The organism is Streptomyces sp. NPDC056224 (assembly GCF_042267665.1).
In the GTDB taxonomy this organism is placed as follows: Bacteria; Actinomycetota; Actinomycetes; order Streptomycetales; family Streptomycetaceae; genus Streptomyces.
This window is the reverse complement of sequence record NZ_JBHJTK010000039.1, coordinates 1-25,740: the sequence shown is the minus strand read 5'-3', so window position 1 is coordinate 25,740 and position 25,740 is coordinate 1. Positions and strand designations below refer to the sequence as shown.

General features: G+C 71.1%; 29 protein-coding genes and 1 pseudogene. 17 read left to right on the top strand and 13 right to left on the bottom strand.

Annotated elements, in window-relative coordinates; translation table 11 throughout:
- Positions 1-52: 52 nt before the first annotated feature.
- Complete coding sequence (locus ACFCZ1_RS30790; RefSeq protein WP_376681545.1) at positions 53-1,498, bottom strand: glyceraldehyde-3-phosphate dehydrogenase; 1,446 nt, start codon at positions 1,496-1,498, stop codon at positions 53-55.
- Positions 1,499-1,734: 236 nt separating this feature from the next.
- Between ACFCZ1_RS30790 and ACFCZ1_RS30785 the strand changes: the two genes are divergently transcribed.
- The 9 genes from ACFCZ1_RS30785 (at position 1,735) to ACFCZ1_RS30745 (ending at position 10,394) form a co-directional block, all read left to right on the top strand.
- On the top strand, positions 1,735-3,891 hold the full coding sequence (locus ACFCZ1_RS30785; RefSeq protein ID WP_376681544.1) for a SpoIIE family protein phosphatase: 2,157 nt from the start codon (positions 1,735-1,737) through the stop codon (positions 3,889-3,891).
- 115 nt (positions 3,892-4,006) lie between these two features.
- Entirely contained in the window at positions 4,007-4,282 is a 276-nt protein-coding gene (locus ACFCZ1_RS30780; protein ID WP_376681543.1) for an isoamylase early set domain-containing protein, read from the top strand.
- Positions 4,283-4,368: 86 nt separating this feature from the next.
- Positions 4,369-4,815 carry a hypothetical protein gene (locus ACFCZ1_RS30775; protein WP_376681542.1) on the top strand — a complete coding sequence of 149 codons (447 nt, stop codon included), beginning with the start codon at positions 4,369-4,371 and terminating at the stop codon, positions 4,813-4,815.
- A 146-nt stretch (positions 4,816-4,961) separates the two neighbouring features.
- Positions 4,962-5,177: a hypothetical protein gene (locus tag ACFCZ1_RS30770; RefSeq protein ID WP_376681541.1), complete on the top strand. Its 216-nt coding sequence runs from the start codon at positions 4,962-4,964 to the stop codon at positions 5,175-5,177.
- A complete protein-coding gene (locus ACFCZ1_RS30765; RefSeq protein WP_376681540.1) occupies positions 5,174-6,475 on the top strand; it encodes a hypothetical protein in 1,302 nt (433 codons plus the stop codon). The genes ACFCZ1_RS30770 and ACFCZ1_RS30765 overlap by 4 nt, the downstream gene beginning before the upstream one ends.
- A gap of 216 nt (positions 6,476-6,691) precedes the next feature.
- A complete protein-coding gene (locus tag ACFCZ1_RS30760; RefSeq protein WP_376681539.1) occupies positions 6,692-7,525 on the top strand; it encodes a class II glutamine amidotransferase in 834 nt (277 codons plus the stop codon).
- A gap of 87 nt (positions 7,526-7,612) precedes the next feature.
- Positions 7,613-8,032 (top strand): SHOCT domain-containing protein, encoded by a 420-nt coding sequence (locus ACFCZ1_RS30755; RefSeq protein WP_376681538.1) that lies wholly within the window; start codon positions 7,613-7,615, stop codon positions 8,030-8,032.
- An 83-nt stretch (positions 8,033-8,115) separates the two neighbouring features.
- The gene (locus tag ACFCZ1_RS30750; protein ID WP_376681537.1) at positions 8,116-9,960 is read left to right on the top strand and encodes a glycoside hydrolase family 15 protein; all 1,845 of its coding nucleotides are present in this window, start codon (positions 8,116-8,118) and stop codon (positions 9,958-9,960) included.
- Positions 9,957-10,394 carry a DUF6325 family protein gene (locus tag ACFCZ1_RS30745; RefSeq protein WP_376681536.1) on the top strand — a complete coding sequence of 146 codons (438 nt, stop codon included), beginning with the start codon at positions 9,957-9,959 and terminating at the stop codon, positions 10,392-10,394. The genes ACFCZ1_RS30750 and ACFCZ1_RS30745 overlap by 4 nt, the downstream gene beginning before the upstream one ends.
- 111 nt (positions 10,395-10,505) lie before the next feature.
- Here the strand turns inward: ACFCZ1_RS30745 and ACFCZ1_RS30740 are convergent, their stop codons facing one another.
- The 4 genes from ACFCZ1_RS30740 to ACFCZ1_RS30725 all read right to left on the bottom strand — a co-directional run bounded on the left by ACFCZ1_RS30740 (position 10,506) and on the right by ACFCZ1_RS30725 (position 13,826).
- A complete protein-coding gene (locus ACFCZ1_RS30740) occupies positions 10,506-10,796 on the bottom strand; it encodes an SHOCT domain-containing protein (RefSeq protein ID WP_376681535.1) in 291 nt (96 codons plus the stop codon).
- Positions 10,797-11,017: 221 nt separating this feature from the next.
- Positions 11,018-11,401, bottom strand: a complete 384-nt coding sequence (locus tag ACFCZ1_RS30735) for an ArsR/SmtB family transcription factor (RefSeq protein ID WP_376681575.1) — start codon at positions 11,399-11,401, stop codon at positions 11,018-11,020.
- Between the two features lie 187 nt (positions 11,402-11,588).
- Positions 11,589-11,963 carry a hypothetical protein gene (locus tag ACFCZ1_RS30730; RefSeq protein WP_376681534.1) on the bottom strand — a complete coding sequence of 125 codons (375 nt, stop codon included), beginning with the start codon at positions 11,961-11,963 and terminating at the stop codon, positions 11,589-11,591.
- A gap of 144 nt (positions 11,964-12,107) precedes the next feature.
- A complete protein-coding gene (locus tag ACFCZ1_RS30725; RefSeq protein WP_376681533.1) occupies positions 12,108-13,826 on the bottom strand; it encodes an alpha/beta fold hydrolase in 1,719 nt (572 codons plus the stop codon).
- A gap of 364 nt (positions 13,827-14,190) precedes the next feature.
- Between ACFCZ1_RS30725 and abc-f the strand changes: the two genes are divergently transcribed.
- The 4 genes from abc-f to ACFCZ1_RS30705 all read left to right on the top strand — a co-directional run bounded on the left by abc-f (position 14,191) and on the right by ACFCZ1_RS30705 (position 18,652).
- The gene (gene abc-f / locus ACFCZ1_RS30720) at positions 14,191-15,873 is read left to right on the top strand and encodes a ribosomal protection-like ABC-F family protein (RefSeq protein ID WP_376681532.1); all 1,683 of its coding nucleotides are present in this window, start codon (positions 14,191-14,193) and stop codon (positions 15,871-15,873) included.
- 115 nt (positions 15,874-15,988) lie between these two features.
- On the top strand, positions 15,989-16,786 hold the full coding sequence (locus ACFCZ1_RS30715) for a VOC family protein (RefSeq protein ID WP_376681531.1): 798 nt from the start codon (positions 15,989-15,991) through the stop codon (positions 16,784-16,786).
- Between the two features lie 94 nt (positions 16,787-16,880).
- Complete coding sequence (locus ACFCZ1_RS30710; protein WP_376681574.1) at positions 16,881-18,158, top strand: molybdopterin-dependent oxidoreductase; 1,278 nt, start codon at positions 16,881-16,883, stop codon at positions 18,156-18,158.
- Positions 18,155-18,652, top strand: coding sequence for a hypothetical protein (locus ACFCZ1_RS30705; protein ID WP_376681530.1), 498 nt, complete (start codon positions 18,155-18,157; stop codon positions 18,650-18,652). The genes ACFCZ1_RS30710 and ACFCZ1_RS30705 overlap by 4 nt, the downstream gene beginning before the upstream one ends.
- Positions 18,653-19,004: 352 nt before the next feature.
- On the opposite strand, the gene ACFCZ1_RS30700 is transcribed toward ACFCZ1_RS30705, so the two are convergent.
- Complete coding sequence (locus ACFCZ1_RS30700) at positions 19,005-19,406, bottom strand: SsgA family sporulation/cell division regulator (RefSeq protein ID WP_376681529.1); 402 nt, start codon at positions 19,404-19,406, stop codon at positions 19,005-19,007.
- Positions 19,407-19,771: 365 nt separating this feature from the next.
- Between ACFCZ1_RS30700 and ACFCZ1_RS30695 the strand changes: the two genes are divergently transcribed.
- On the top strand, positions 19,772-20,179 hold the full coding sequence (locus ACFCZ1_RS30695; RefSeq protein ID WP_376681573.1) for a hypothetical protein: 408 nt from the start codon (positions 19,772-19,774) through the stop codon (positions 20,177-20,179).
- 27 nt (positions 20,180-20,206) lie between these two features.
- Here the strand turns inward: ACFCZ1_RS30695 and ACFCZ1_RS30690 are convergent.
- Together ACFCZ1_RS30690 and ACFCZ1_RS30685 are read right to left on the bottom strand one after the other, a co-directional pair.
- Positions 20,207-20,366 (bottom strand): annotated as a pseudogene (locus tag ACFCZ1_RS30690) (IS110 family transposase); the annotation flags it as partial.
- 156 nt (positions 20,367-20,522) lie between these two features.
- Positions 20,523-20,717 carry a hypothetical protein gene (locus ACFCZ1_RS30685; RefSeq protein ID WP_376681528.1) on the bottom strand — a complete coding sequence of 65 codons (195 nt, stop codon included), beginning with the start codon at positions 20,715-20,717 and terminating at the stop codon, positions 20,523-20,525.
- A 207-nt stretch (positions 20,718-20,924) separates the two neighbouring features.
- On the opposite strand from ACFCZ1_RS30685, the gene ACFCZ1_RS30680 reads away from it, so the two are divergent.
- Positions 20,925-21,200 (top strand): isoamylase early set domain-containing protein, encoded by a 276-nt coding sequence (locus ACFCZ1_RS30680; RefSeq protein ID WP_376681527.1) that lies wholly within the window; start codon positions 20,925-20,927, stop codon positions 21,198-21,200.
- Between the two features lie 176 nt (positions 21,201-21,376).
- Here the strand turns inward: ACFCZ1_RS30680 and ACFCZ1_RS30675 are convergent, their stop codons facing one another.
- From ACFCZ1_RS30675 to corA, 5 genes are all read right to left on the bottom strand, one after another.
- Positions 21,377-21,643, bottom strand: coding sequence for a DUF4235 domain-containing protein (locus ACFCZ1_RS30675; RefSeq protein WP_376681526.1), 267 nt, complete (start codon positions 21,641-21,643; stop codon positions 21,377-21,379).
- Positions 21,640-22,014: a DUF3618 domain-containing protein gene (locus ACFCZ1_RS30670; protein ID WP_376681525.1), complete on the bottom strand. Its 375-nt coding sequence runs from the start codon at positions 22,012-22,014 to the stop codon at positions 21,640-21,642. Before ACFCZ1_RS30670 ends, ACFCZ1_RS30675 begins: the two co-directional genes overlap by 4 nt.
- Positions 22,011-22,433 carry a phage holin family protein gene (locus ACFCZ1_RS30665; RefSeq protein WP_376681524.1) on the bottom strand — a complete coding sequence of 141 codons (423 nt, stop codon included), beginning with the start codon at positions 22,431-22,433 and terminating at the stop codon, positions 22,011-22,013. Before ACFCZ1_RS30665 ends, ACFCZ1_RS30670 begins: the two co-directional genes overlap by 4 nt.
- A gap of 175 nt (positions 22,434-22,608) precedes the next feature.
- Positions 22,609-23,655 (bottom strand): YihY/virulence factor BrkB family protein, encoded by a 1,047-nt coding sequence (locus ACFCZ1_RS30660; RefSeq protein WP_376681523.1) that lies wholly within the window; start codon positions 23,653-23,655, stop codon positions 22,609-22,611.
- Positions 23,656-23,747: 92 nt separating this feature from the next.
- Positions 23,748-24,743: a magnesium/cobalt transporter CorA gene (gene corA / locus ACFCZ1_RS30655; protein WP_376681522.1), complete on the bottom strand. Its 996-nt coding sequence runs from the start codon at positions 24,741-24,743 to the stop codon at positions 23,748-23,750.
- 223 nt (positions 24,744-24,966) lie between these two features.
- Between corA and ACFCZ1_RS30650 the strand changes: the two genes are divergently transcribed.
- Complete coding sequence (locus ACFCZ1_RS30650; RefSeq protein ID WP_376681521.1) at positions 24,967-25,128, top strand: hydrophobic protein; 162 nt, start codon at positions 24,967-24,969, stop codon at positions 25,126-25,128.
- Between the two features lie 198 nt (positions 25,129-25,326).
- Complete coding sequence (locus tag ACFCZ1_RS30645; RefSeq protein ID WP_376681520.1) at positions 25,327-25,695, top strand: PRC-barrel domain-containing protein; 369 nt, start codon at positions 25,327-25,329, stop codon at positions 25,693-25,695.
- The last annotated feature ends 45 nt before the right edge of the window (positions 25,696-25,740 follow it).

Here is a 25,740-nt window from a genome sequence, read left to right as displayed (position 1 = left end):
AGCAAACCGCCGACCGCCGCTCCGGGCGGCAGTCGGCGGTCGGCTGTGCGGATCAGACCAGCGGGACCGGGTAGGTCGGGTACTCCACCCCGGAGACGTGCTGGACGACGCGGATCACCTGGCACGAGTAGCCGAACTCGTTGTCGTACCACAGGTAGAGGATCGCGTTGTCGCCGTCGACCTTGGTGGCGCCCGCGTCGACGATCGAGGCGTGGCGCGAGCCGACGAAGTCCATGGAGACGGCGTCGGGAGCGGTGGTGAAGTCGATCTGGCGCTTCAGCGGCGAGTGCAGCGAAACGTCGCGGAGGTAGTCGAGGACCTCCGCGCGCGTGGTCTCGCGGCCCAGGCGCAGGCTGAGGATGGCGATCGAGACGTCCGGGACGGGGACGCGGATCGAGCTGCCGGTGATGGGCGCCTTGAGGTCGGGCAGCGCCTTGGCGACCGCGGAGGCGGCACCGGTCTCGGTGATGACCATGTTCAGCGGCGCGGAGCGGCCGCGACGGTCCGCCTTGTGGTAGTTGTCCAGGAGGTTCTGGTCATTGGTGAACGAGTGGACGGTCTCGACGTGGCCGCGCAGGACGCCGTACTCGTCGTCCATGGCCTTCAGCGGCGGGACGATCGCGTTGGTCGTGCAGGAGGCGCAGGACAGGATCTGCTCGTCCGGCTTGATCGTGTCGTGGTTGACGCCGTGCACGATGTTCGGGACGTCGCCCTTGCCCGGAGCGGTCAGGACGACCTTGTCGACACCCGGACGCAGGTGCTTCGACAGGCCCTCGCGGTCCCGCCACTTGCCCGTGTTGTCGATGAGGATGGCGTCCTTGATGCCGTACGCCGTGTAGTCGACCTCGGACGGGTCGTTGGCGTAGATCACCTTGATCGCGTTGCCGTTGGCGATGATCGTGCTCGTCGCCTCGTCCACGGTGATGGTGCCCTGGAACTGGCCGTGGATGGAGTCGCGCCGCAGCAGCGAGGCGCGCTTGACCAGGTCCTGGTCACCGCCGCCGCGCACGACGATGGCGCGCAGGCGCAGGCCGTTGCCCGAGCCGGCCTTCTCGATGAGGAGGCGGGCGACGAGGCGGCCGATGCGGCCGAAGCCGTAGAGGACCACGTCGCGGCCCTCGCGGCGCTCGATCTTGTTGTCGCCGGTGGCGCCGGCGACGGCGGAGGCGGTGAACTCCTGCACCGACAGGCCGCGGTCGTCGCTCTTGTACGTCGCGGCGAGCATGCCGATGTCGATCTGGGAAGGGCCGAGATCGAGGGTGGTGAGCGCCTGCAGGAACGGCAGGGTCTCGGTGACCGAGAGCTCCTCGCCTGCTATCTGGCGGGCGAAGCGGTGGGTCTTGAGGATGCTGACCACCGACTTGTTCACCAAGGAGCGGCTGTGCAGCAGGACCGTGACGTCCCGCTCACGGTGCAGCTTCCCGATGATCGGGATCATCGACTCCGCGATCTCCTCGCGGTTCTTCCAATTGGTGAACGAGTCGTCTTTGACAGTCACAGGTTTATCTTTCGAGCTAGGCGGCGCTCATATGCTACCTCGCCGCCTTTTTGATCTCTCACGGGGTGCCGTCCGCCCGCCCCCACTGCCCACGTCCGCCACGAAATCCCTGATCAGCGCGCCCTTCGCCGATGGCTCCAGCCGGGTCCCGGATGGAGCTGATCGAGGTACGCCCCCGGTAGCGCGCGGGGCCGCAGGCTGCTCCGTCGGGCAGGCTGGTACCGGAGGTGATTTCCGTGACCCACCATGATCCGTTCCGGCGGCTGCCGCAGGGCGCTCCGGAGGACCTGGGGCCGGCGGTTCTGGACGCCCTGTTCACCCAGTCACCGGTGGGCCTGCACGTTCTGGACGCGGACCTGAGGGTGGTGCGGATCAACACCGCCACCCGGGCCATGCACGAGGTGCCTGCCGAGCGGATCATCGGCCGGCACTTCATCGACGCGTTCGCGGACCTCTCCTCCCCGGAGATCGCCGATCCCTCCTCACCCCGGTTCGCGCGCGACTCCTCGCCCGAGGAGGTGGAGGCGATGGTCCGCGGTGTGCTGGACAGCGGGGTGGCCGTGCGCGAGCGGCTGGTGCGCTCGCGGCTCGAGGCCGATCAGGGCCGGGAGAGGACGTACTCGGTGTCGGTGTTCCGCCTGCAGAGCCCGCAGGGTGCGGTCCTGGGGGCCGTCGTCGCGGTGGTCGACGTCACGGACCGGGAAGAGGAGCTGGCCCGGATGCGCGTGCGGGACAGTGTCCGTGAGCAGGTGGGAAGGACCCTCGATGTGATCGCCACCTGCGAGGAGCTGGTGGACACCCTGGTGCCGGCCTTCGCCGATGTCGCCGCCGTCGACGTCGTGGACGCCGTGGTGCGCGGTGAGGAGCCGCCGGCCGGGCCGTTCGCCCGGGACGTGCCGTTGCGCCGTGCGGCCTTCCGCGCCCGCGAGGGCGTGCACCGGGCTCAGGCGCACCCCGTGGGCGACGTCCGGAGCCTCCACTCCCCCACTCCCTTCACGCAGACCCTGACCGATCTCGTGCCCCGGCTCGTGCCGCTGGGCGACGCCGGCCTGTGGATGGGGAACGACCCGCCGAGGGCCGCCGCGATCCGCGCCTCCGGAGCCCACACCCTGCTGGTGGCCCCCCTGGCCCTGCGCGGGGCGGCCCTGGGTCTCGTGAGCCTCTACCGCACCGGATCGTCCGATCCGTACGACGAGGGCGACATCGAGCTCGCCCGCGACCTGACCGCCCACACCGCCCTGTGCATCGACAACGCCCGCCGCTTCACCCGCGAGCACACCATCGCCGCGACGGTCCAGCGGCATCTGCTGGCCGGCCATGCCTCCCCGCAGAGCACCCTCGAGACCGCCCACCTCCACGTGCCGGGCACCGACGGCGGGGGAGGCTGGTTCGACGCGATCCCCCTGTCAGGCGCCCGCACGGCCCTGGTCGTCGGCAACGTCACCGGCCACGGCATCCAGAGCGCCACCACGATGGGGCAGCTGCGCACCGTCATCCACTCCCTCGCGGCACTGGAGCTGGATCCGGACGAGCTCCTCGCACGCCTCAACGACACGGCCGCCTTCCTGGCAGGAGAACGCGCGGCCCTGCCCACCGGTGACCCCATGTACCGGCAGCCGCTCTCCGCGAGCTGCGTCTACACGGTGTACGACCCCGTCACCCGCACGTGCACCTTCGCCTCGGCCGGCCACCCCACGCCGCCGGTGATCGTCCACGCGGACGGGACGACCGAGACCGCGGACATCACCGTCGGACCGGACCTGGGCAGTATGGAGGGCTCGCCCTTCGCCACCACCACCGCCGAACTCACCGACGGCAGCATCCTCGCCCTGTACACCCCCTCGCTCCACTCCGCGGGCGGTGACGGCACCGAGGACGACATCGCCCTGCTCCGTGACGTCCTCACCCAGCCCCGCCGGACCCTCCAGGACATGTGCGACGACGCGCTCTACGCCCGCCGCGGCAGCAGCCCCGGTGACGCGGTCCTCCTGCTCGCCCGCACCCACGCGTTCCCCGCCCACGCCACGGTCACCTGGTTCCTCGGTGACGACCCCGCCGGGGTGGCCACCGCCCGCAGGCACGTCCGGAACAAGCTCGCGGACTGGAACGTGGACGAGGACACCGCCGCCGCCACCGAACTGATCGTCAGCGAACTGGTCACCAACGCGCTGCGCTACGGGACTCCGCCCCTGCGGCTGCGGCTCATCAAGGACCGCACCCTCACCTGCGAAGTCCACGACACGAGTACCGCCACCCCTCGTCTTCGCCATGCCCGCACGGTCGACGAGGGAGGGCGGGGCCTGTTCATCGTCGCCCAACTCGCCCGGAGGTGGGGCACCCGGTACACGGCCGAGGGAAAGACGGTCTGGACCGAACAGGCCCTCGCCCCCTGACAGCAGCAGGATGCGGCAGAAGGGTGACGCGGCGGTTGCGCCGGAATGCGGATCGGTCGTCCCGTACCGAGGATGGTCTCGATCCCCACCCGTCACGACGTCTGGAGTCGATTCCATGCTGGAGCGCAAGCCGCGCAAGGGCCGCACCGAGGTCACCTTCGTCCTCCCCGCCGACGCCCCGCCCGGGCCGGTCAGTGTGGTGGGCGACTTCAACGACTGGCAGCCCGGCACCCACACGCTCGAAGCCCGCAGCGACGGCACCCGGGCGGTCACGGTCACCCTGCCCGGCAAGAGCGAACACTCCTTCCGGTACCTGGCAGCCGGCGACTACTGGTTCGACGACGAGGGCGCGGACACCCACGACGGGGTCAACAGCCGCCTGCACACCTGACAGGGCTGCCGGCCCGTGCGGTCGACCCCCCACCTCCTCATATCCACGCCCGCTTGCGGGCGCACAGTCCGATGAAGGAGCTCCTCATGGCACAGCCTTCGACCCCCGCCGCCCCGCGCGTTCCCGGCGGGCAGCACGACAGCCGCAGCGCCTGGGCGGCGGGCGGCACCATGTTCGCCGGAGTCCTGCTCCTGGTGGACGGCGCCTTCGCCATCATCAAGGGCATCACCAGCATCGCCGAGGACGAGGTCTACACCCGACTGGGTGCCTACGTCTTCAAGTTCGACGTCACGGCCTGGGGCTGGATCCACCTCATCCTCGGCATCATCCTCGTCGTCGTCGGCATCGGCGTCCTCAAGGAAGCGGGCTGGGCGCGGGCGCTGGGTGTGGCGTTCGCCGCCTGCAGCATCGTCCTCAACTTCATGTGGCTGCCCTACACGCCGTTCTGGGCGATCCTCTCGATCGCCATCGACGTCTTCATCATCTGGGCGCTGTGCACCGACACCGATCGCTACCCCACCCCCGCGGTCTGACCCTCCGCAGGACCCGAAAGGCCGGGAGACCCTCCTCCGGGCGGGGCCGCGTCACCCGAACGGCCGCTCACAACCCGCACCCCGGCCGGTGCGATGGCCTATTGGGAGTACGCCCAGCAGCCCCGCTCCGGCGTGAGGAGGCAGCCATGTACGAGATGCGTATAGGTCCCGCGTACACCGTCACCGGCTTCGGCTGGCACGTCATCCCCAGAGCTCAGCACGTCGCCCTGTGCGGCCAGGCCGTCCCCGGCCCGGCCCCCGACCCGGAGACCAGGGAGGAAGGGCACTGCACGGCCTGCATGGAAGCGGTGCGGCAGGTCATGAGCGCCCCTGCCTCGCCACCGCCCTTTGGAGCGCCATGAGCCTGCCGCCCGAACCGCCCGACGAGGCACCCGCACCACGCGGGGGGACGGCGTCCTCCCGGGCCGGCAGGACCGTGAAGAGCATCGCCTCGGCCGTGCTGATCACACTCACGTGCATCCTCGTGCCGGTCTCCCTCCTCACCGTCTGGGTCCACGACATCGTGCTGGACACCGACCGGTACGTCTCCACCGTGTCCCCGCTCGCCTCGAACCCGGCGATCGAGGAAGCCGCCGTCCACCGCATCACGGAGGCGGCGGACGTACGGGTCGACGGCGCGAAGGTCACCGCCGACCTGGCGAAGTGGCTGGAGGCCCAGGGGTTGCCGCCCCGGGTCGGTACGGCCGTCAAGGCGCTGGGTCCGCAGCTGGACTCGGCCGCGGACGCGGCGGTCTCGAAGGTGGCGACCCGGTTCGTGGAGAGCGACCGGTTCGAGAGGGTCTGGACCGGGGCGAACCGTGCCGCCCACGCCGCGGTGGTGAGCGCGCTGACCGGTCAGGGCCGCGGCGCGGTCGAGGTCGAGGGCGGCACCGTGACCCTCGACGTGGGCGTCGCCGTGGAGAACGTCAAGGAGGACCTCGTCAGGGCGGGGATCTCCCCGGCCGAGAAGATTCCCGACGTCAAGAAGCAGATGGTGCTCTTCCAGTCCGACAAGCTGGAGAAGATCAGAGGAGGGGTCCACCTCCTGGACGTCGTCGGGAACTGGCTTCCCGTGCTCACGGTCGTCCTCGGCGCGGCCGGAGTGCTGCTCGCGCGGCGCCGGCGGCGTGCCCTCGTCACCACCATGCTGTGCGCGGCGGCCGCCTGCCTCGTCGTCGCCATCGCCCTGGTCATCGCCCGCCGCTACTACCTCGACCACCTCCCGCAGCAGGTCCAGTCGCCTGCGGCGGCAGCGGCGGTCTTCGACACCCTGGTGCGGTTCCTGCGGGTCAGCCTCAGGACCGCGATGGTCCTCGGCGTCGTCGTGGCGCTCGGCGCCTACCTGTCCGGCGCCGGCCGGCTGCCGCGCGGCCTGCGCGGCCGGGCCGAGCGCGCGGCCGACTCCGCCGCGCACTGGGGCGCCGGTCACGGGGTCCGCACCGGCGGCGTCGGCACCTGGGTCGAGGCCCACCGGCGCGCACTCACCGTGGGCGCGCTCGTCGTCCTCGCGCTCGTGTTCGCCCTGTGGAACCACCCCACGGTGCTCACGGTCCTGCTGCTGGTCCTCATCCTGCTCGCCGTGCTCGCCGTGCTCTCCCTGCTGGCGGCCAGTGGCCGCGAGGGATCCGATGACGAGTCACTTCAACGGCCGGCCGGGTGAGTTGGGCCGGCCCGTCCCCGTGCCGGTTCGCCGGGCGGACCCGGGCGCCCGGCGCCGGCCGGCGGCCGTCGGCCGCCCGGATGGCGATACCCGGTGTGCCCGACGAGAATGAGATGGCCGGATGAAAGGCGCCCGGTAGCAAACGGCGCCGCCCGCAGCACGGACGGGAAGGCACGTGGCATTCCCTCGGTGCCGTAGGAACACAGGTGATCGCGTATGTGCCGATGGCTCGCCTACTCGGGAACACCCATGCTGCTCGACACCATCCTGTACAAACCCACCCACTCGCTGATCGACCAGAGCCTGCACTCGAAGCTGGGCGTGGAGACGACGAACGGCGACGGGTTCGGCATCGGGTGGTACACGCAAGAGGACATCACTCCGGCGCTCCTCAAAGACGTCGGACCGGCGTGGAACAACCGAAACCTGCGGGAAATCGCGGATCATGTCCGCTCCCCGCTGCTCTTCGCCCACATCCGGGCGTCGACCGGTACGGCGGTGCAGCAGTCGAACTGCCACCCCTTCCGGCACGGCCGCTGGATGTTCATGCACAACGGCTCCATCGCCGGTTTCCACCTCATGCGCCGGGATCTCTGCCTGCTCGTCGACCCCGCCCAGTTCACCGACATCGAGGGAACGACGGACTCCGAGGTGATGTTCCACCTCGCCCTCACCTTCGGCCTGGACCAGGACCCGCCGACCGCCGTGGCCCGGATGGCCGGGGTGGTGGAGCGCGTGGGGCGCGAACACGGCGTGGAGTTCCCGCTCCAGATGACGGTCGCGGTGACCGACGGCGAAAGCGTGTGGGCCTTCCGCTACTCCACCCAGGGCGCTTCCCGGTCGCTGTTCTACAGCAGCAGTGTGGACTCGCTGCGCAGGCTCCACCCCGACATCGGCTTCCTGCAGGAAGTCTCCGACGAGACCCGGCTCATCGTGTCCGAACCCCTCGGCGACCTGCCGGGCGTCTGGAACGAGGTACCGGAGAGCAGCTACGGCCTCGTACGGCCCGGGGCGGACGCGCTGCACTCCTTCGCCCCGATACCCGCGTGACGCGGTGAACGATCCCCGGGCGCGGCCGTCGCAGGCACCGATGGGACAGCGGCGCCCAGCCCGTCACAAACGACAGGAGACCAAGCCATGCGGGACCCCGTGCTCAACCTGGCAGAGAGCTACGACTACCCCCTGCTGAACGCCTTCTGGACCATGATGATCTTCTTCTTGTGGGTCCTCTGGTTCATGCTGCTCTTCCGCGTCATCGGTGACATCTTCCGCGACGACGGGCTGGGCGGCTGGGGCAAGGCGGGATGGACCGTCCTCGTCATCCTGGTGCCCTTCCTCGGCATCCTCATCTATCTGATCGCCCGGGGACGCGGCATGGGCGAACGCGAGCTGATGCGGGCCCAGCAGAACGAGCAGGCCTTCCGGTCCTACGTGCGCGAGAGCGCCGCGCCCCCCAGCCATGCCGAGGAGCTGTCCAAGCTGGCCGAGCTCAAGAACCGCGGCGACATCACCGCGGCCGAGTACGAGACCGCCAAGGCGAAGGTCCTCTCGGCCTGAGAGCCGGTCCCGCCGCGGCGGTCGCCGCCGCGATCCCTGTCGCCGCCCGGCCGGGCGGCGACAGCGCCCACCCCGGAGGACCGATGCGCGTGTATCCGCCGATCGCCGAGCACGGCCTGGTCGGAGACCTGCAGACCTGTGCGCTCGTATCGTCCGACGGCGTGCTCGACTGGTTGTGCTCACCCCGGTTCGACTCGCCCAGCATCTTCGCCGGCCTGCTCGACCACGGCCGCGGCGGATACTTCGCGGTCACCGCGGACGCGCACGACGGCGTCGTCAACCGCCAGCTCTACCTCGCCGACACCGCCGTCCTCATCACCCGTTTCCTCACCCCCGAAGGCGTCGGCGAGGTCGTCGACTTCATGCCCGTCCACGAACCGAAGGCCGCCACCGACCGGCACCAGGTGGTGCGCGTCCTGCGTGTGGTGCGCGGGACGGTGCGCTTCACGCTGGAGTGCCGGCCGCGCTTCGACTACGGCAGGGCGCCGCACGGCCTGACGTCCGACGGCACCACCGCCCGGTTCGACGGACCCGGCATCACCGCCCACCTGCAAGCCATCGGCCCCGTGGCCCTGGAGTCCGACGGGACGGACGTACGGGCGGCCGTGACCCTGGTCCACGGTGAACGCGCTGCCGTCGTCCTGACGGTCCACGACACCGGCGGCCCCGCCCCACCGCCGCTGAGCCTGGCCGGTATGGCGGAGGAGTTCAGCTCCGTGTGCGGCTTCTGGCACGACTGGATCGGAAAGTGCACCTACCGCGGCCGCTGGCAGGAGACGGTCAACCGCTCCGCGATCACCCTCAAGCTCATGACGTACGCGCCCACGGGCGCGCCGATCGCCGCCGCGACCATGGGGCTGCCCGAGCAGGTGGGCGGCGAGCGCAACTGGGACTACCGCTACACCTGGGTCCGTGACGCCTCCCTCGCGGTGCGCGCCATGATCGAGCTCGGCTTCACCGAAGAGGCGAGCGCCTTCCGCGGCTGGCTCGGAGGCCGCCTGGGGGCCGGCGGCGCGCCCAACGGCGAACCCCTGCAGATCATGTACCGCATCGACGGCGACCCGGACCTGCCCGAAGAGGTCCTCGGCCACCTGGAGGGCTGGCAGGCATCCGCCCCGGTGCGTACGGGCAACGGCGCGGCCGGCCAGCTGCAGATGGACATCTACGGCGAGGCCGTCTTCGCCCTGGCCCAGACCGGCCAGGTCAGCAGTGTCCTCGGCTACGACGACTGGCGGCGCTGCGCCGCCATGCTGGACTGGCTCTGCGACACGTGGGACCGCCCGGACGAGGGGATCTGGGAGACCCGCGGCGGCCAGAAGGACTTCACCTACAGCCGGCTCATGTGCTGGGTCGCCTTCGACCGCGGCATCCGCCAGGCCGGGGCCCACGCCCGCCCGGGCGACGTGCCCCGCTGGACGGCGGCGCGCGACGCGGTCATGGAGCAGATCATGACCCGCGGCTGGAGCGAGGAACGCCGGGCCTTCGTCCAGCATTACGGCAGCGCCGTCCTGGACGCCTCCCTGCTGCTGATGCCGCTCGTCGGCTTCATCGCGCCCAGGGACCCGCGGTGGCTGTCCACCCTCGACGCCATGGACCGGGAGCTCGTCTCCGACAGCCTCGTCTACCGCTACGACCCCGCCGCCTCCCCCGACGGCCTGCAGGGGTCCGAGGGCACCTTCTCCCTGTGCAGCTTCCTGTACGTCTACGCCCTCGCCCGGGCCGGCCGCGTCCATCAGGCGCGCTACGCCTTCGACAAGATGCTCACCTACGCCAACCACGTCGGGCTCTTCGCCGAGGAGGTCGGCCTCACCGGCGAGCAGCTCGGCAACTTCCCGCAGGCCTTCACCCACCTCGCCCTCATCACCGCGGCACTCGCACTCGACACCGCACTCGACCAGACCGCAATCACCGCTTTGGAGCGCTCATGAGCGACAACATCGAAGAGATGGGCCCCGTCGACTACCTGGTCGTCGAGTTCCCCGGCAACAAGATGACGGGTGAGGCACTCCCCCTGCTGGTCGACCTCGTGGACAGGGGCGTCATCCGTATCCTCGACCTCCGCTTCGTACGGAAGGACGCCGACGGAACCGTGACCGCCATGGAGATCTCGGAAGCGGACGACGGAGAGGGCACGCTCAGCCTGTCCGTCTTCGAAGGCGCGTCGTCCGAGCTGCTGGGCCAGGACGACCTCGAAGAGGCGGGCAACGCCCTGCAGCCGGGCAACGCGGCCGCCATCCTGGTGTACGAGAACCGCTGGGCGGCGCCCTTCGCCGCAGCCCTGCGGCGCAGTGGCGCTCAGATGGTGGCGAGCGGCCGCATTCCCGTGCAGGCCCTGCTGGCCTCCATCGACGCGGACGAATGACCGGGAGGCCGAGCAGACGGACCCGCAGACGGAGGCCGGGACGCTGTCCCGGCCTCCGTCTGCGGGCTTCGCGGTCCAGCCCACCGGCCGACCGGCCGGTGGGCCGGAGGGTCAAGCGCCGAGGATCTTGCTCTTCTGCGCCGCGAACTCCGCCTCGGTCAGGATTCCCTGCTCTTTCAGCGCTCCGAGTTCCTTGAGCTGATCGATCTTGCTGGTCATGTCATCGGCCATCGGTACCGCAGCAGCGGGCGCGGCTGCGGGCGCGGCGTACTGCTGCTCAGGGGCTGGAGCTTCCTGCTGGGCCCACCGGCCGGCCTGGCGCCGCGAGACCCGGTTGGAAACCGCCGTCGCCGTACCGGCCACCACTGCGGTGCGCGCTACTCCTCGAAGAAGACCGGGCACGTCGTTCCTCCCTTGCTGACGGGGCGGACCGGACAGCTCGGCTGCCGGTCCTGCGCTTACCTTCCAGCATCGCACCGCCGGAAGGCTTCGCGCGCTCCGGGGAACCCGGCGGCCGCGGCGGCGTACGGCGTACGGGCCCCTCCGCCGGGCGGCCCGTCCTCGCACGGCCCCTGCGGCCCGGCTCTCCTTCCTGCCGCCCGCCCGCCGCCGTGCGCGGCGGTTCAGCGGCCCGAGTGCGCGGCCGTACCGCTGTCCACCCCGCTGGAGGCCGGGGTCGGTTCCACCTGCCGGAGTTCGGCCAGGAGCTGGCTCTGCCCGGCCAGCAGTTCGGTCAGGATGCGCCGGGCCGCGCGCAGGAGGTCCGCGACGTCACCGCCGGCGAGGGCGTAGCTGACCGTGGCCCCCTCACGGGTGGAGACGACGATGCCCGAACGGCGCAGCACCGCCAGCTGCTGGGAGAGGTTGGACGGCTCGATGTCGATCTCCGCCAGCAAGTCCCTTACGGGCATGGGTCCGTGCTGCAAGAGCTCCAGGACCCGGATGCGAACCGGATGACCGAGCATCCGGAAGAACTCGGCTTTGGCCTGGTACAGCGGTACTTGCACTCCCACGAACACTCCTGCTGCGTTGCTGGGACCGCGGCCGCGGCTGCGGGGCATCGAGTCGGCCGGTCTTCGGTATCCATCGTCGCGTCCGCCGGGGCCACGCATGCCCGAACTTGACCGGTTTCGGATGTGCCCAGTTGAAGAAGACTTCAACTTGTGGGCATGCGTGGGCCCTGACGATGCGGTGCTACAACTCCAGGGCGGACTCGATGCGCTTGAGCTGGTGACGCGCCATGGCCAGGTTGGAGTTGTTCTTGTCCAGCACCACGTACAGGAACAGTCCGTTGCCCCCGCGGCTCCTGAGCAGCCGGATCAGGTGGTACTGGGACCCCAGCGTGATCAGCAGGTCCTCGATCTCGTCCTTCATGCCCAGCAGTTCCATGGTGCGGACCTTCGCCCGGATCACATCGGTGTTGCCCGCCGCGGCGACCGTCAGATCGAGGTCCTTACCACCGCCGAGGGTGCCCAGGGCCATGCCGCTGGCGTAGTCCACCAGCGCAGCACCCAGCGCGCCCTCGATCGAGGTCATCGTCTCCTTCAACGAGACTTCCACATTCGCCATCGCCGTCCGCTCCCTCACTGCTCTCTGTTCACGCCCGGCCCTCGGTTCCACCGGGGCACCGGACCTCTGTCAGGTAGAAGCTACTGAGCGTGCAGCGCCCTGCACTCGGAATGACGGATTCGGCGGAAAGCAGCCCCTGCCCGGCTATGATCCGCCCGGCACCACGGGCCCGGTCCATCCGGGACGGGCCGGAAAGAGTCCCAGCGGCCGCTCCAGCCAGAACGCGACGGGTGCGGCGTCCCGTCCGCGCGCGGTGCCCGGACGGACCGGCGCGGCTGCCGAAGACCTCTGAGGCGGGGAACCGAACGGCGGGGTGTCCTGCGCGCACCGCGCCCCCGCCGGCGGCAGCGCGCCGGTCACGACGTACCGGACCACGTGCCGCTTCACGCAGGCGCTCGGATTGTCCAACGCGGTGTGCCCGTAGCCGTCGAGCGTCAGCAGCCGGGCTCCGGCGAGCTCCGCGGCCATCGACTGCCCCGCCCGGTAGGGCGTGGAGGGGTCGTACACGGGGTTGACCACCAGCACCGGGTGCGCGGTGGTACGGTCCCACGGGCCCGTGTACGGGTCGGCCGCCCGGGCCGCCCACGCGGAGCAGGGCTCGTTGGCCCACACCCACCACCGGGCGAGCGCGCCGGCCTGCTGCACGGCCCGCTCCTCCAGCGCGGGGTAGCGGCCGGGCGAACCGGGGTTGGGGCTTTCGGCGCACAGCACCGCGAGCGGCTGCTCGAACCCCGGATAGCGGGCGGGCCCGGCCGGCGCCGCGGGCTCCGCCGGCGCCCGTCCCTGCCACAGCGACTGCAGCGTCGAGGCCGTTCCGGTCCAGCCCGGGTGCACGGTGTAGAGCCCGCCGCGGACCTCGCTCACCGCGCGCGCGTACGTCCAGCTCCCCACCGGCCGCTCGGCGAGGCGCTCCAGCAGCCTGCCGTACTTGGCCCGGGTCGCCGCCGGGCTCCCGGCGGAGAAGGCACAGCGGGACACCGGCGCGCGGCCGCAGTGGTCGAGGAACCGGCCGAGGGTGTCGGCGGAGCCGAGGGGCGAGCCGAGGCGCAGGAAGGTGTTCAGACCGGGCTCGCCGCCGACGCCGCGGTTCACCCAGGCCTGCGGGTCGACGTTCCCGTCGACCACGAGCCGTCCGACCCGGTCGGGGAACAGGTTCGCGTACGTCGCGCCGAGCAGTGTGCCGTACGAGATGCCCCAGTAGCGCAGCCGGTCCTCACCCGCCGCCCGGCGCAGCAGGTCCAGATCGCGCGCGGTGTCGGCGGTCGAGATGTGCCGCAGCAGCTGCGGATCACGGCGCTCGCAGCGCTTCGCCAGGTCGGCGTACGCGGCGACGTACGCACGCCGCTGCTCCTCGCCCACCGGGAACTGCGGGACGTCTTCGTGCCACGCGGTGGCCTCCGCGGCTGTGCCGAAGCAGCGCACCGCCGTGCTCTCGCCGACGCCGCGCGGGTCCCAGCTGACGATGTCGAAGCGGTCCTTCAGCTCCTGCGGGAACTTGCGGTACAGCTCGGGCAGTCCGAGGGTGCCGGGGCCGCCGGGCCCGCCCGGATTGAAGAACAACGAGCCGGCGCGCTGTGCCGGGGCGGCCGCCCGGTGGCGGATCACCGCCAGGTCGACGGTGCGGCCCGAGGGATCGGCGTGGTTCAGTGGCACCTTCGCGACCGCGCACTCGAAGCCCGCCTGTGCCGCCTGCGAGCACGGACGCCACCGCAGGACGACGGCGTCGCCGCCGCCACCGCCGTCGCCGCCGCCGTTCGGACCGCCTGCCGACGCCGGACCGGCCGCCGACACCAGCGCCAGGAGGAGGCCGGCCGCCACGGCCGCGACGCCTCGCAGCGGTGTCGACACGCCGGTGCTTCGCATCGCCGGCCCCTTCCGTTCGTACGAGGAGGGCCCGCGCGTGACGCCGGGCCCCGCCCCCATGACAGCGGCGGCCTGCGGACCGGGCAACCGGCCCGCGTCCGAACGTGTCGCGCGGGCCGGGGCGGGTGCGGGGAACGGCGGTTGAACCGGTCGCGCCTGTGCCGCGGGCCGCTGCCCGGGCGTCGCGCGGGCGGGTCTTGCCGAAATCGACAAGACGAGACGGTTCGCACCGCAGTAGGCTTTTCCCATGTGCGTGCACTACCTGTTCCCCTGACCTCGCCGCGCGATCCGGACACGGCCACCGCGTAGCCGGTTCGCGCTGCCCTTCGCCAGGAAGCAGGTACCACGTCCGCAGAGGATTCCCATGCGCTCCACCAGTCCCGCCGCTCCCACATCGGCCGCCTCCACCGCACCGGTCTCGCAGCTCGCCCTCACCGACGTCTCCAAGGCCTACGGCGACCGCGTCGTGCTCGACCAGGTGTCCTTCACCCTGCGCCCCGGCGAGAAGGCGGCCGTCATCGGCGAGAACGGTTCCGGCAAGTCGACCCTCATGCGACTGATCGCCGGGGTCGAGGCGCCCGACCACGGCCAGATCACCCGCAGCTTCCCCGGCGGCACCGGCCACCTGGGGCAGACCCTCGATCTCGGGCCGGACCGCACCGTGCGGGACGCCGTCGACTCCGCCCTGCACGAGCTGCGGACCCTGGAGGCCGACATCCGGGCCGCCGAGGCCGCGCTCGCCCACGCCGGGCCCGCCGAGCTCGACGCGTACGGTGACCTGCTCACCGCGTACGAGGCCCGTGACGGCTACACGGCCGACGCCCGCACCGACGCGGCCCTGCACGTGCTCGGCATCGGCCACATCGGCCGCGAGCGGACCCTCGGCTCGCTGTCCGGCGGCGAGCAGTCCCGGCTCGCCCTCGCCTGCGTGCTCGGCGCGTCCCCCGAACTGCTGCTGCTGGACGAGCCGACCAACCACCTCGACGAACCGGCCGTGGCGTGGCTGGCGGACCGGCTCCGCGCACACCGGGGCACGCTGGTCGTGATCACCCACGACCGCGCGTTCGTGGACGCCGTGGCGACGACCGTGCTGGAGGTCGACCGCGATCTGCGGACCGTCACGCGGTACGGGGACGGCTGGGCGGGCTACCGGGCCGCCCGGGCCGCGGCCCGCCGGGGACGCGAGCAGCGCCACCAGGAGTACCTCGGCGAACTCGCCCGTACGCGGAGCCTGGTCGACGCCGCCGGGCACCGGCTGGCCACCACGGGCAAAGACCCGCGGGAGGGCTTCGGCAAGCACCGGCGCTCACACGAGGCCAAGCTGTCCGGGCAGGTCCGGGCGGCGCGGCGGCATCTGGACCAGCTGCTGCGTGAGCCGGTCGCGGCGCCGCCCGATCCGCTCCGGTTCAGCGCGCGGATCGACGAGGACGGCGGCGCCCTGCCGGAGGACACCCCGTACGTGGCGGAACTGGCCTCGGTCCGGGTCGGCGGGCGGTTGGACGTACCGGAGTTGGCGATCGGCCCGGGGGCCCGGCTGCTGGTCTCGGGTCCCAACGGGGCCGGCAAGTCCACGCTGCTGCGGGTGCTCGCCGGTGACCTGACCCCGGATCAGGGCACGGTGCGGTGCGGGACGTCGGTCGGCTACCTCCCGCAGGAGGTCGCCTTCGAACCGGGCCGGCACCCGCTGCTGCACGGCTTCGCGGCCGGGCGCCCCGGCGATCCGGAGGAGTACGCCGAGGAGCTCCTCGGCCTCGGCCTGTTCCGCGCGGAGGACCTGCGCGTGCCCGTGGCCTCCCTCTCGGTCGGCCAGCGCCGCCGGCTGGAGCTGGCCCGGCTCGTGACCCGGCCCGCCGGACTGCTCGTACTGGACGAGCCGACCAACCACGTGTCCCCGGCGCTGGTCGAGGAGTTGGAGGAGGCCCTGGCCGCCTTCCGCGGCGCGGTGGTCGCGGTCTCCCACGACCGCCGCTTCCGCTCCGCCTTCGCCGGCCCCGGCCTGGAGCTCTGCGCGGGCTCCCCGGTGGCGGGGTCGGTACGGCACGTCTGACCGCGCGCGCCGCCCGCGCGGAATCGGGAGCGGTCGGCCGGTCGGCCGGCCGAGGGGCGAGTGTCAGTGTCCGGTGTCACGCTGAGGTACACACGGCCCACGAAAGGTAATCGCGATGATCACCACCGACTTCGTCCCCGGCTCCCCCTGCTGGCTCGACCTCGGCGCCCCGGACGTCCGCGCCGCCGCGGCCTTCTACGGCGCCGTTCTCGGGTGGGACTACGAGTCCATGGGCGAGGGAGAGGACATGGAGGGCGGGATGTTCCGGAAGGACGGCAAGGTCGTCGCCGGGCTCGGCAAGCTCACCGAGGAGGGTGCCCGCCCCGCCTGGATGATCTACTACAGCGTCGCCGACGCAGACGCCACGACGCAGGCCGTCGAGCGCGCGGGCGGCGCCGTGCGGGTGGCCCCCAGGGACCTCGACGAGTGGGGCCGGATGGCGCAGTACAGCGACCCGCTGGGAGGCCAGTTCGCCGTCTGGCAGCCGGGTACGAACAAGGGCGCCGACCTGGTGGACGAGCCGGGCTCGCTGTCGTGGACCGAGTTGTACACGAGCGACGCCGCGGCCGCGAAGGAGTTCTACGGCGGCGTCTTCGGCTGGCAGTTCAGTGAGATGCCGCTGCCGGGCGGCGGGGGCGCGTACTCCCTCATCACCCCCGCCGGACTGCCCGCGGAGCGCATGCACGGCGGCCTGATGGAACTTCCCGAGGAGAACCTCGCCCTGTCGAACGGACGGCCGTACTGGCACCCGGTCTTCCACGTCGCCGACTGCGACGCCGCGGTCGCCAGGGTCACCGAGAACGGCGGCAGCGTACAGATGGGGCCCGAGGACGCCGAGGGCGTCGGCCGGCTGGCCGTCTGCCTCGACCCGTCGAACGCGGACTTCGTGCTGCTCACCCCCGCCCGGACCTGAGCCCGTCGAGAAGCCACCCGTGAGTGCTGCGAAGAGTGGCGTCGGACGGGAGGAGCCGGGCCGCAGGAAATCCGGGCCGGGTCCACGGGCACGGCTGCGGAAGGCCGTGGAGTCGGCCGCGGGGGCGGGCCCTCCCCCGGGGCCGTCGCGTCCGGAGTTCTGGCGCAGTCCGCTGCGGGGTCCCCGGTTCACGGCGGTGTTCGGGCTCGTCCTGCTGTTCGGGATCACGGTGCTGTTCGTGACGGGCCTGCTGTCGTACGCGGCGTACAACCCCGATCTGGCGGCGGTCAACGACCAGACGCCGGGCAAGGGGTGGCTCGGCTTCTACCTGTTCTCCTGGCCGACCTCGCCGTACTGGCTCTACCGGCTGACCCAGGGCGTCCACGTGACGCTGGGGATCGTGCTGGTACCCGTGCTGCTGGCGAAGCTGTGGTCGGTCATTCCGAAGCTGTTCGAGTGGCCCCCGATCCGCTCGGTGAGCCACGCCCTCGACCGTCTGTCGCTGCTCCTGCTGGTCGGCGGCGCCGGGTTCGAGTTCGTCACCGGCATCCTCAACGTCCAGTTGCACTACGTCTTCCCCGGCTCCTTCTACACGCTGCACTTCTACGGGGCCTGGGTGTTCACCGGCGCCTTCGTGGTGCACGTGGCGTTCCGGCTGCCCAGGGCCCTGCGCGCTGTCAGGCACCGGCGCGGGGAGCCTGCCGCAGGCACCGAGGAGGCCGCCGGGCTGGTCTCGCCGCGGCCCACCGCGCCGACCATCTCGCGCCGGGGTGCCGCGGCGATGGTCGGCCTCGGGTCGGTGGCCCTGCTGGTGGTCACGGCGGGTCAGAGCCTCGGCGGATGGTGGCGGCAGACGGCGTTGCTGGCACCGCACGGCCGGGACCCGGGACCGGGCCCGAACGGCTTCCAGATCAACAAGACCGCCGCCTCGGTCGGCATCCGGCCCAGCGACATCGGTCCCGCCTGGCGGCTGACCGTACGCGGCGCCGGACATCAGGTCGACCTGACGTACGAGCAGCTGCTGGCCATGCCGCAGCGCGAGGCGGCCCTGCCGATCGCCTGCGTGGAAGGCTGGTCGACCCCCGACCAGCTGTGGAGCGGGGTCCGGCTCACCGATCTGGCGGCCGTCGTCGGGCACGGCGTGGACGCGCCCGAGGTCCTGGTGGAGTCGGTGCAGCGCGGCGGCTCGTTCCGTTCGGCCGTGCTGCGCGACAACCAGGTCCGTGACGGCCGCTCGCTCCTGGCCGTCCGGGTCAACGGAGCGGCCCTCTCCCCGGACCACGGCTATCCGGCGCGGATCATCGTCCCCGGGGCTCCCGGGGTCCACAACACCAAGTGGGTCACCCGTCTGACGTTCGGAGAGCCGGCATGAGCGCTCCGACCGCCTTCCGCCGCCGCTACGGCGCCTCCCCGCTGCACCTGCTCCTCGTGCTGGCCTCCTTCGCCCTCGCGGTCTACGCCGGCCTGCGCCTGTTCGAGGGGGACGCGCGCGGCGTGGCCCTGTGGTTCGTCGGGGCGGCCCTCCTGCACGACCTGGTACTGCTGCCCCTGTACGCGGTGACCGACCGGGCGGCGCAGGCCCTGTTCCCCCAGGGCCCCGATGACGGTCGGCCCGCGCCCCGGGTGAGCGTGAACCACGTCCGTGTGCCCGCGTTCGTCTCCGGTGTCCTGCTACTGGTCTGGTGGCCGCTGGTCTTCCGCCAGGTCGGGCACTACACCGCCGGGACCGCTCTCCCGGCGGACGGCTTCCTGGCCCGGTGGCTGCTGATCACCGCGGGGCTGTTCGCGGCCTCGGCAGTGGTTCTGGGCGTACGGACCTGGCACCGGAGCCGGGCCCGGCGCCGGGGGCGAAGCGCGACGAAGTGATGGTCTGCGTCACTGGCCCACCGCTCGGCCCCGGTCCGCCCCGACGGGATGCCGTGGAGCCGTGACACCGTGGCACCGTGGAGCCGTGGCGCGCCGGTCCTCGTCCGCGGCGGCGGTCTCCGCCAGGAGAGGGCACCCCGGTGTACGAGGTCCCGGACCCGGCTGACCAGCGGCCGGGGGGTCACCGCCGATGCCGGTGTTCCGTCGCCCCGTCGATCAGCGGCGCCGTTCCCCACCGGCCCCCGTCGGGAGCGCGTCGAAGACCGGCCTGCTCAGGGCGCCTGCGCGGCACACCGTCGTGACCACGGCAGTGGATGGCGGGGGATGGCGGGGCGCCCTCACGGACTACATGTCAGCGTGCCAGCAACTCGTCGAGGAACGTGTCGACGTCGAGGAACTCCTCCCCGGCGCCGGTGACGGCGTACGTCTGCTCCAGGAAGCCTGTGAGCGCGCGGGCCTCCACGAAGAGGACGGCGTTCCCTTCCCCCTCGACGCCGGGACCCCGCAGGGCGACGCGGACCTCGTCCACGCCTGCTGCCCTGTGGGGGCTGAAGGTGACGTCTCCCTCACCCACCGCCCGGTGGAGTCCCTCGGCGAGCATCGGCCGGTCGAAGCTCCAACGGGCCAGGACTGCCGGCCCGTCGAGGAACGTGGCCTGAACCACGTACGGGTCCGCGCCGTCATACGAGAAACGGGCGAGGAGCGGCACGCGGCCCCTCGCCACGTCGAGGCTGACGGTGATCGGAGCAGACACGCAGGACATCAACAGGCCTCCGGGATGGGCTTCACGGTTGTGCTCGCCTGCCCCGCTTCGCCCTTGCCACACGGGTGTGATCGATGGAACACCCGGGAAGGTCGCACGATCCGAAGGCCTGCGATGCGCCGACCGGCCGGTCCGTCAGGCCGTGATGTGGAGGTACGCGCACACGTCCGCTCGGTGGAAGGCCGCCCGGCCGGAACGGCGGGCCCGCACCGGCACGGGTACGGGTACGGGTACGGGTACGGGTACGGACGCTGCCGCACGGGGGGGTGCCCATGTTCTTCGTCAAGCGTGTGGGCAGCTTCTGCCCGGGGTTCGATCTTCTCTGTGGGGCATGAGACTGTCTGATCGTGCCAGAGATGACGAGAGGATTGGAGGAGACCTTGGCTGAGGCGTCGTCTCCTTCGTGGACGCAGCGTGTTCGTGCCGGGCGGGACCTTGCTTCCTTCGCTGATGTTCCTGAGGCTGCGGAAGCGCTGGTGGGGCTGCTGCTGGACGTCGAGGACACTGCGGTGACCCGGCAGACGGCGGAGGCCTTGGCCCGGGTAGGGACGGTGGGCGCCATAAGGCTTGTCGCTCTCGCGGTTGCCGAGGCTGACGACAACCAGGCCGACTGGCTGCAGACCGGCGTGCATGACGCGCTCGTGGGACTGGGCGGTGCGCCGGACGTCGCAGCGGCCTGCGGGAAGCTCGCCCGGGATCCGGAAGAAGCCGTCCGTCGGGGGGCCGCAGAAATCTCGGCATGGGCAGACGACACAAGATGTTGATCTGCATCGACTTGCCTGTGGGCTGGTTCATGCTGCCGTTGCCTGAGGGACGCGGGGTTCGGGGAAGATGCCGTCGCGGAGCATGGCGAACAGGACGCTGATGCGTTGGCGGGCGAGGGAGGTGGGCCTGGGTGTGGGTCTTTCCCCGGGCTCGGCATTTGTCGTAGTGAGTGCCGGAGGCGGGGTCGTGCAGGGCGGCGCCCCCGAAGGCCGAAGGCCCCATTGCGGAGCCACGAAAGGGGTAACGGGGGGCCACGACCGGTGCCGTCCGGGACGTGACAGAGCCCGACCGGGGTGACTACGGGCTCCGGCCGGGCTCTGCGTGCGTGGGGTGGTGCTCGCGTCAGATCTTCTCGTCGCGCAGGTCCTCTACGCGCAGGACGTCCTCTTCGCGACGGCGCCCCTTCTCCTCGCGGCCCGGCTGACGGGACGGCTGGCCGGGTTCGGGGTGCACCGGGTTGCGACCGGGGCGCTGCGGGTGCTGCTGCTCCTCGCGGCCCTTGCCCGGCTCCTGGCGCTTGTCCTGCATACCGCCCATGACGGCAACTCCTTCTGGTGAGGGGAGGTAAGGATTCCTCCCCCATCACGCTGACATACGTGGTTACATTTCGCACTATTTCGACTACAGAGTGTGGTGGGTGGGTGATCTGCGGGGTCACGTGGCTGCGTCGGAATGCAGGGGGGACGGTCCGGTGCCGAGGATGGTCCGGTCACGCCCACTCCCCAACTGCCAAGGAGCCCCACCATGCTGGAACGGACGCCGCGCAAGGACCACACCGAGGTCACCTTCGTCCTCCCCGCCGACAGTCCGCCCGGCCCGGTCAGCGTGGTGGGCGACTTCAACCACTGGCAGCCCGGCGCCCACCCCCTGCTTCCCCGCACGGACGGCACCCGCGCGGTCACCGTGACCCTTCCGGGCACGGGCGAGCACTCCTTCCGCTACCTGGCCGCCGGCGACTACTGGTTCGACGACGAGAACGCCGACGGCCACGACGGCGTCAACAGCCGGCTTCGGACCTGAGACGCACGAGCGGGTCCGGGTCGTACCCCGGGACGCCTCCGCCGATGACACCGGCGAGCCAACGGATTCGGCACCTTGCGGGCGTCCTCATGCCGGGCCCCGGCCGTACTCGGACTCGGCCGTTCTCGGACTCGGCCGTGCCGGTCGGATCGGGAGCGGTCCTGCATCGCGGCGGGTCAGCCCGGCCAGGTGCCCGTCATACGGCGGGTGGCCACGGCGCCCGAGCGGTCGACAGCGGCCTTGACCACGGAGAAGATCGCGCCCTGGATGGCGGCGGCGATAAGGATCTGCCGCCAGGAGCGGTCTTCGTCCGTGGCGCTGGGAGCGTCCCCTTCGCCTTCGACGATCTTCCAGACCTGTTTGAACGCGGCACCCGCGACCATGCCGCTGACGGCACCCAGGGCCAGCCCGACCGGCCTGTACGCGATTTTGGACGCTTTCATCGGCATCCCCTGCTACGCCGCACCAGCAGGAAGACGGCCAGGGCAACGCCGGCCACCAGCAGCGGCTTGCGGTGGGCGCGTGCCGCCCTCGCGACCTGGCCGGCCTTGTCGAGAACCGGCTCGGGTGTCGTGTCCTTCACCAGCTGCGCGGCATGCCGGGTCTTCCCGCGGATCCGGCCGGCCACCAGGGCGGTCTTCTCGGCCGCCTGTTCCCTGACAGCAGCCGCCTTCTCCTTCGCCTGTGCCCTGATGTCGACCTTGCCCGCCAGTGCCTCGACGGTCTGCCCCAGTTCGTCACGCGAGCGTTCGACCAGCTCGCGCAGCTCCTCGGGAGTGGGTGTGCCGATATGGGTTCGGGATTCGTCGCTCATCGCTGCGCTTTCTCCTTGATCTCGGCCAGGTCGGCCTTGACGCTGTCGATGGTCTTCTCCGGGACGGGGGCACCGGCACGGGCGATCTGCTTCTTCCCGGCCGTGGCAGTCACTGCGGCAACCGCCGCCAGCGCCGCCGTAACGATCAGAGCCGACGCCCACACCGGGAGTACCAACGCGAGGGCTGCGATGCAGGTTGCGACCAGGGCCTGAGCTGCCAGGATTCCGATCAGGCCCGCCGCGCCGAACAGGCCGCCGCCCTTCCCGAAGCGTTTCCCCTTCTGAGCCATCTCTGCCCGGGCCAGCTGCATCTCCTCGCGGACCAGCTCCGAAATCTGCCGGGAAGCGCGCGAGACCAGGACGCTTACGGATTCAACGGATTCATCGGTGCTGTGGGTCTGCCGCTCTATCGTGCTCATACGGATCTCCCCTCTGCGATGCGCACGCCGTTGTCGTGGGGCGCCTACCCAGTACGCGACCGAGCACCCGCGCCGCAAACAGATGCTGCGCCCATAGCGGCACAAGCGAAGGCGGGGCCGCCGGACCAGGACGGCGATCCGTTCACCTTGCCGACCGACCGGCGCCCGTATGCGATCACTGCTCCATGCGGCGCCGCTCCCGGTCGCTCCAGGCGCGGGTTTCGCGGGGCCGGACATAGGGTTCCTCGTCCTCGGGCAGTCCGCCTGCGATCGCCCGCTGGCGGGACAGCTCCGCATCGAACTCGAGCCCGAGGAGGATCGCGAGGTTGGTGATCCACAGCCAGACCAGGAAGACGATCACACCGGCGACCGTGCCGTAGGTCTTGTTGTAGGAGGCGAAGTTCGCGACGTAGAACGCGAAGCCGGCCGAGGCGATCATCCAGATCAGCAGGGCCAGGAAACTGCCCGGCGTCACCCAGGTGAATCCGCGGCCCTCGGCGTTGGGTGCGGCCCAGTACAGGAGCGCGATCATGATCGTGACGAGGAGGACCAGGACCGGCCATTTCGCGATCGACCACACCGTCAGGGCGCTGTCGCCTATCCCCAGGGCGGAGCCCAGCTGCCGTGCCAGGCCGCCGGTGAAGACGACGATCAGCGCGCCGGCACAGGCGAGGACCATCAGTGTGACGGTGAGCGCCAGGCGCAGCGGCAGCACTTTCCACACCGGGCGGCCTTCGGGCACGTCGTAGACGGCGTTCGCGGAGCGGATGAACGCGGCCACGTAGCCGGAGGCGGACCACAACGCGACGACGAGTCCGACGACCGCCATCAGCGACCCGACGCCGCTGCGGCCCTGCAGCTGCTGGACCGCGTCCGTGATCACGTCCCGGGCGGAGCCGGGAGTCAGCTGCTGAAGGTTGTCCAACAGCCGCTCGGTCGTCGACTCCCCGGCCAGGCCCAGCAGGGACACGAGAACCAGGAGGGCGGGGAAGAGCGCCAGTACCCCGTAGTAGGTCAGGGCCGCGGCGCGATCGGCCAGCTCGTCGTCCCGGAACTCCTTGACCGTGCCGCGCAGGACTGCTCTCCAGGAGCGTGCGGGCAGGTCCGAGGGCTGATCCGGGGCCCGCTCCTCGACCAGTTCGCTCGGCCCCGCGACGGCGTTCCGCTCGGTGTCGGCAGGCTCACGGCCGCTGCCACGGCCGCGGTTCGGTAGGGGCGTCATGTCCAGCGGCTTTCCAGCCCAGCGCCACTCATGCCGGTTCGGCGCGCGCAAACACATTCCTCCATACGGGGTGCGGATCCGGGTGCGGATCCCTAGAGCCAGCCGTTGCGGCGGAAGGAGCGGTAGAGGAAGCCTGACGCCACCGCCATCAGGCCGACGGCGAGTGGGTAGCCGTAGCTCCAGCCGAGCTCCGGCATGTGCTCGAAGTTCATTCCGTAGACACCGGCAACCATGGTGGGGACCGCGAAGATCGCCGCCCAGGCCGAGATCCGCCGCATGTCGTCGTTCTGCCAGGTGCCCACCCGGGCCTGCTGAGCATCGAGAACCGAATTCAGCAGCTCATCGAGCGTCCGCACCTCGGTGTCGGTGCGGTGCAGGTGATCCGCCACGTCGCGGAAGTAGGGCAGGACCTTTGCCGGACGCTCTTCCTCGGCCAGGCCGCTCAGCAGGCCGGACAGGACCGGGACCAGCGGCTGGACGGCGTCCCGGAACTCGCGGACCTCTCGTTTCAGGGAGTAGATGTCCTCGGTGTGGTCGATGCGGGAGGACGAAAAGACGCGGTCCTCCAGCCGGTTGAGCGCGGCGCGCACCGTCTCGGCGGCCTCGCTGTAGGCGTCGACGACGACGTCCAGGACCGCATGCAGAACCGACAGGGGACCGGAGCGCAGCATGGAGGGGTCGGCTTCCAGTCTGCGGGCTGCCTCGGCCGCCGGATCCACCTCTCCGTGACGGACGGTGAGTACGTAGCGCGGGCCGACGAAGAGCATCAACTCGCCCGTCTCGACCGCCGCCTCCTCCTCCACGTACCAGAGGGTCTTCAGCGCGACGGCCAGCACGTCGCCGAAGCGCTCCCGCTTGGGTCGCTGGCGCGCCTGAACCGCGTCCTCGACCGCCAGGGGGTGCAGGCCCAGCTCCTCGGCCAATTGCACGAGCTCCTCCTCGGCCGGATCGGCCACACGCACCCAGCCGAATTCGCCGTCGCCCAGCCCGCGCAACCGTTTCAGCACCAGTCGGCACGCCTCGTCGTCAAGGCCGCACTCCACCGTCTCCGACCGGCCCGACCGCTCGTCGTACACCACGCATTCCATACGTCGCGCATGCTTCGGAACCCCGGTTTCATGCGCGCCCGAGCATCGAGCCTGGCACCGGTTCCCCGGCGCCTGCGTGCCGGGGAACTGAAGGACCGTCACGGACCGTCGACGAAGGGTGCGGGCGGCCTCTCCTGCCCGGCTGCCGGAATTGGAAACGAATACGAATCGAATGCATGCCCTGCATTCAATCGGGCACACGGTGTTCCGGAGGTTGATAACTATGGTTCCCCTGCTTCTCGTTCTTCTGCTGGCCCTGATCCTCTTCGGCGCGGGTTTCGCGGTGAAGATTCTCTGGTGGGTGGCTATCGCCGTCCTGGTCCTGTGGCTGGTCGGATTCGTCGCCCGCCCGAAGGGCGGCAGCAGCCGCTGGTATCGCTGGTAGTCGGCCGTTCCACAAGAGCGCAGTGCAGACACATGACTGCCGTCCCGGTCCGCATGCGATCCGGGTGCGTGAAGCAGTGAAAGGCGGGAAGGCGAAATCCAGCGGAACGCAGGACCCGCCGCGCAACGTACGGAACAAGAAGGATGGGCGGAGAGGCAATTCCCCGCCGTCTCCCATTGACCGAGGAGTTGTTTTCGCGTGACTGAACATGTGTGGAGTTACCAGCCGACCGCGGGCCACCTGGCCGGTACGGTGTTGACCGGCTACAAGGTCGAGGCGACCGACGGGACCATCGGCAAGGTCGACAAGCACTCCGACGAGGTCGGTGACGCCTACCTGGTCGTGGACACCGGCGTATGGATCTTCGGCAAGGAGGTCCTGCTGCCGGCGAGCACGGTCGGCAGGATCGACCCGGAGGAGCGGAAGATCTTCGTCGACCGGACCAAGGAGCAGATCAAGAACGCCCCCGAGTTCCACCGGGACAAGCACCTCGGCGACGCCGGGTACCGGGCGGAGCTGGGGACGTACTACGGCACGGGCGCCCCCTTCGGCGGCCGCCCCGCCTGATCGCATCGGGTCCACATGCTGACGCCGGTCCCGGCACCCAGGGGG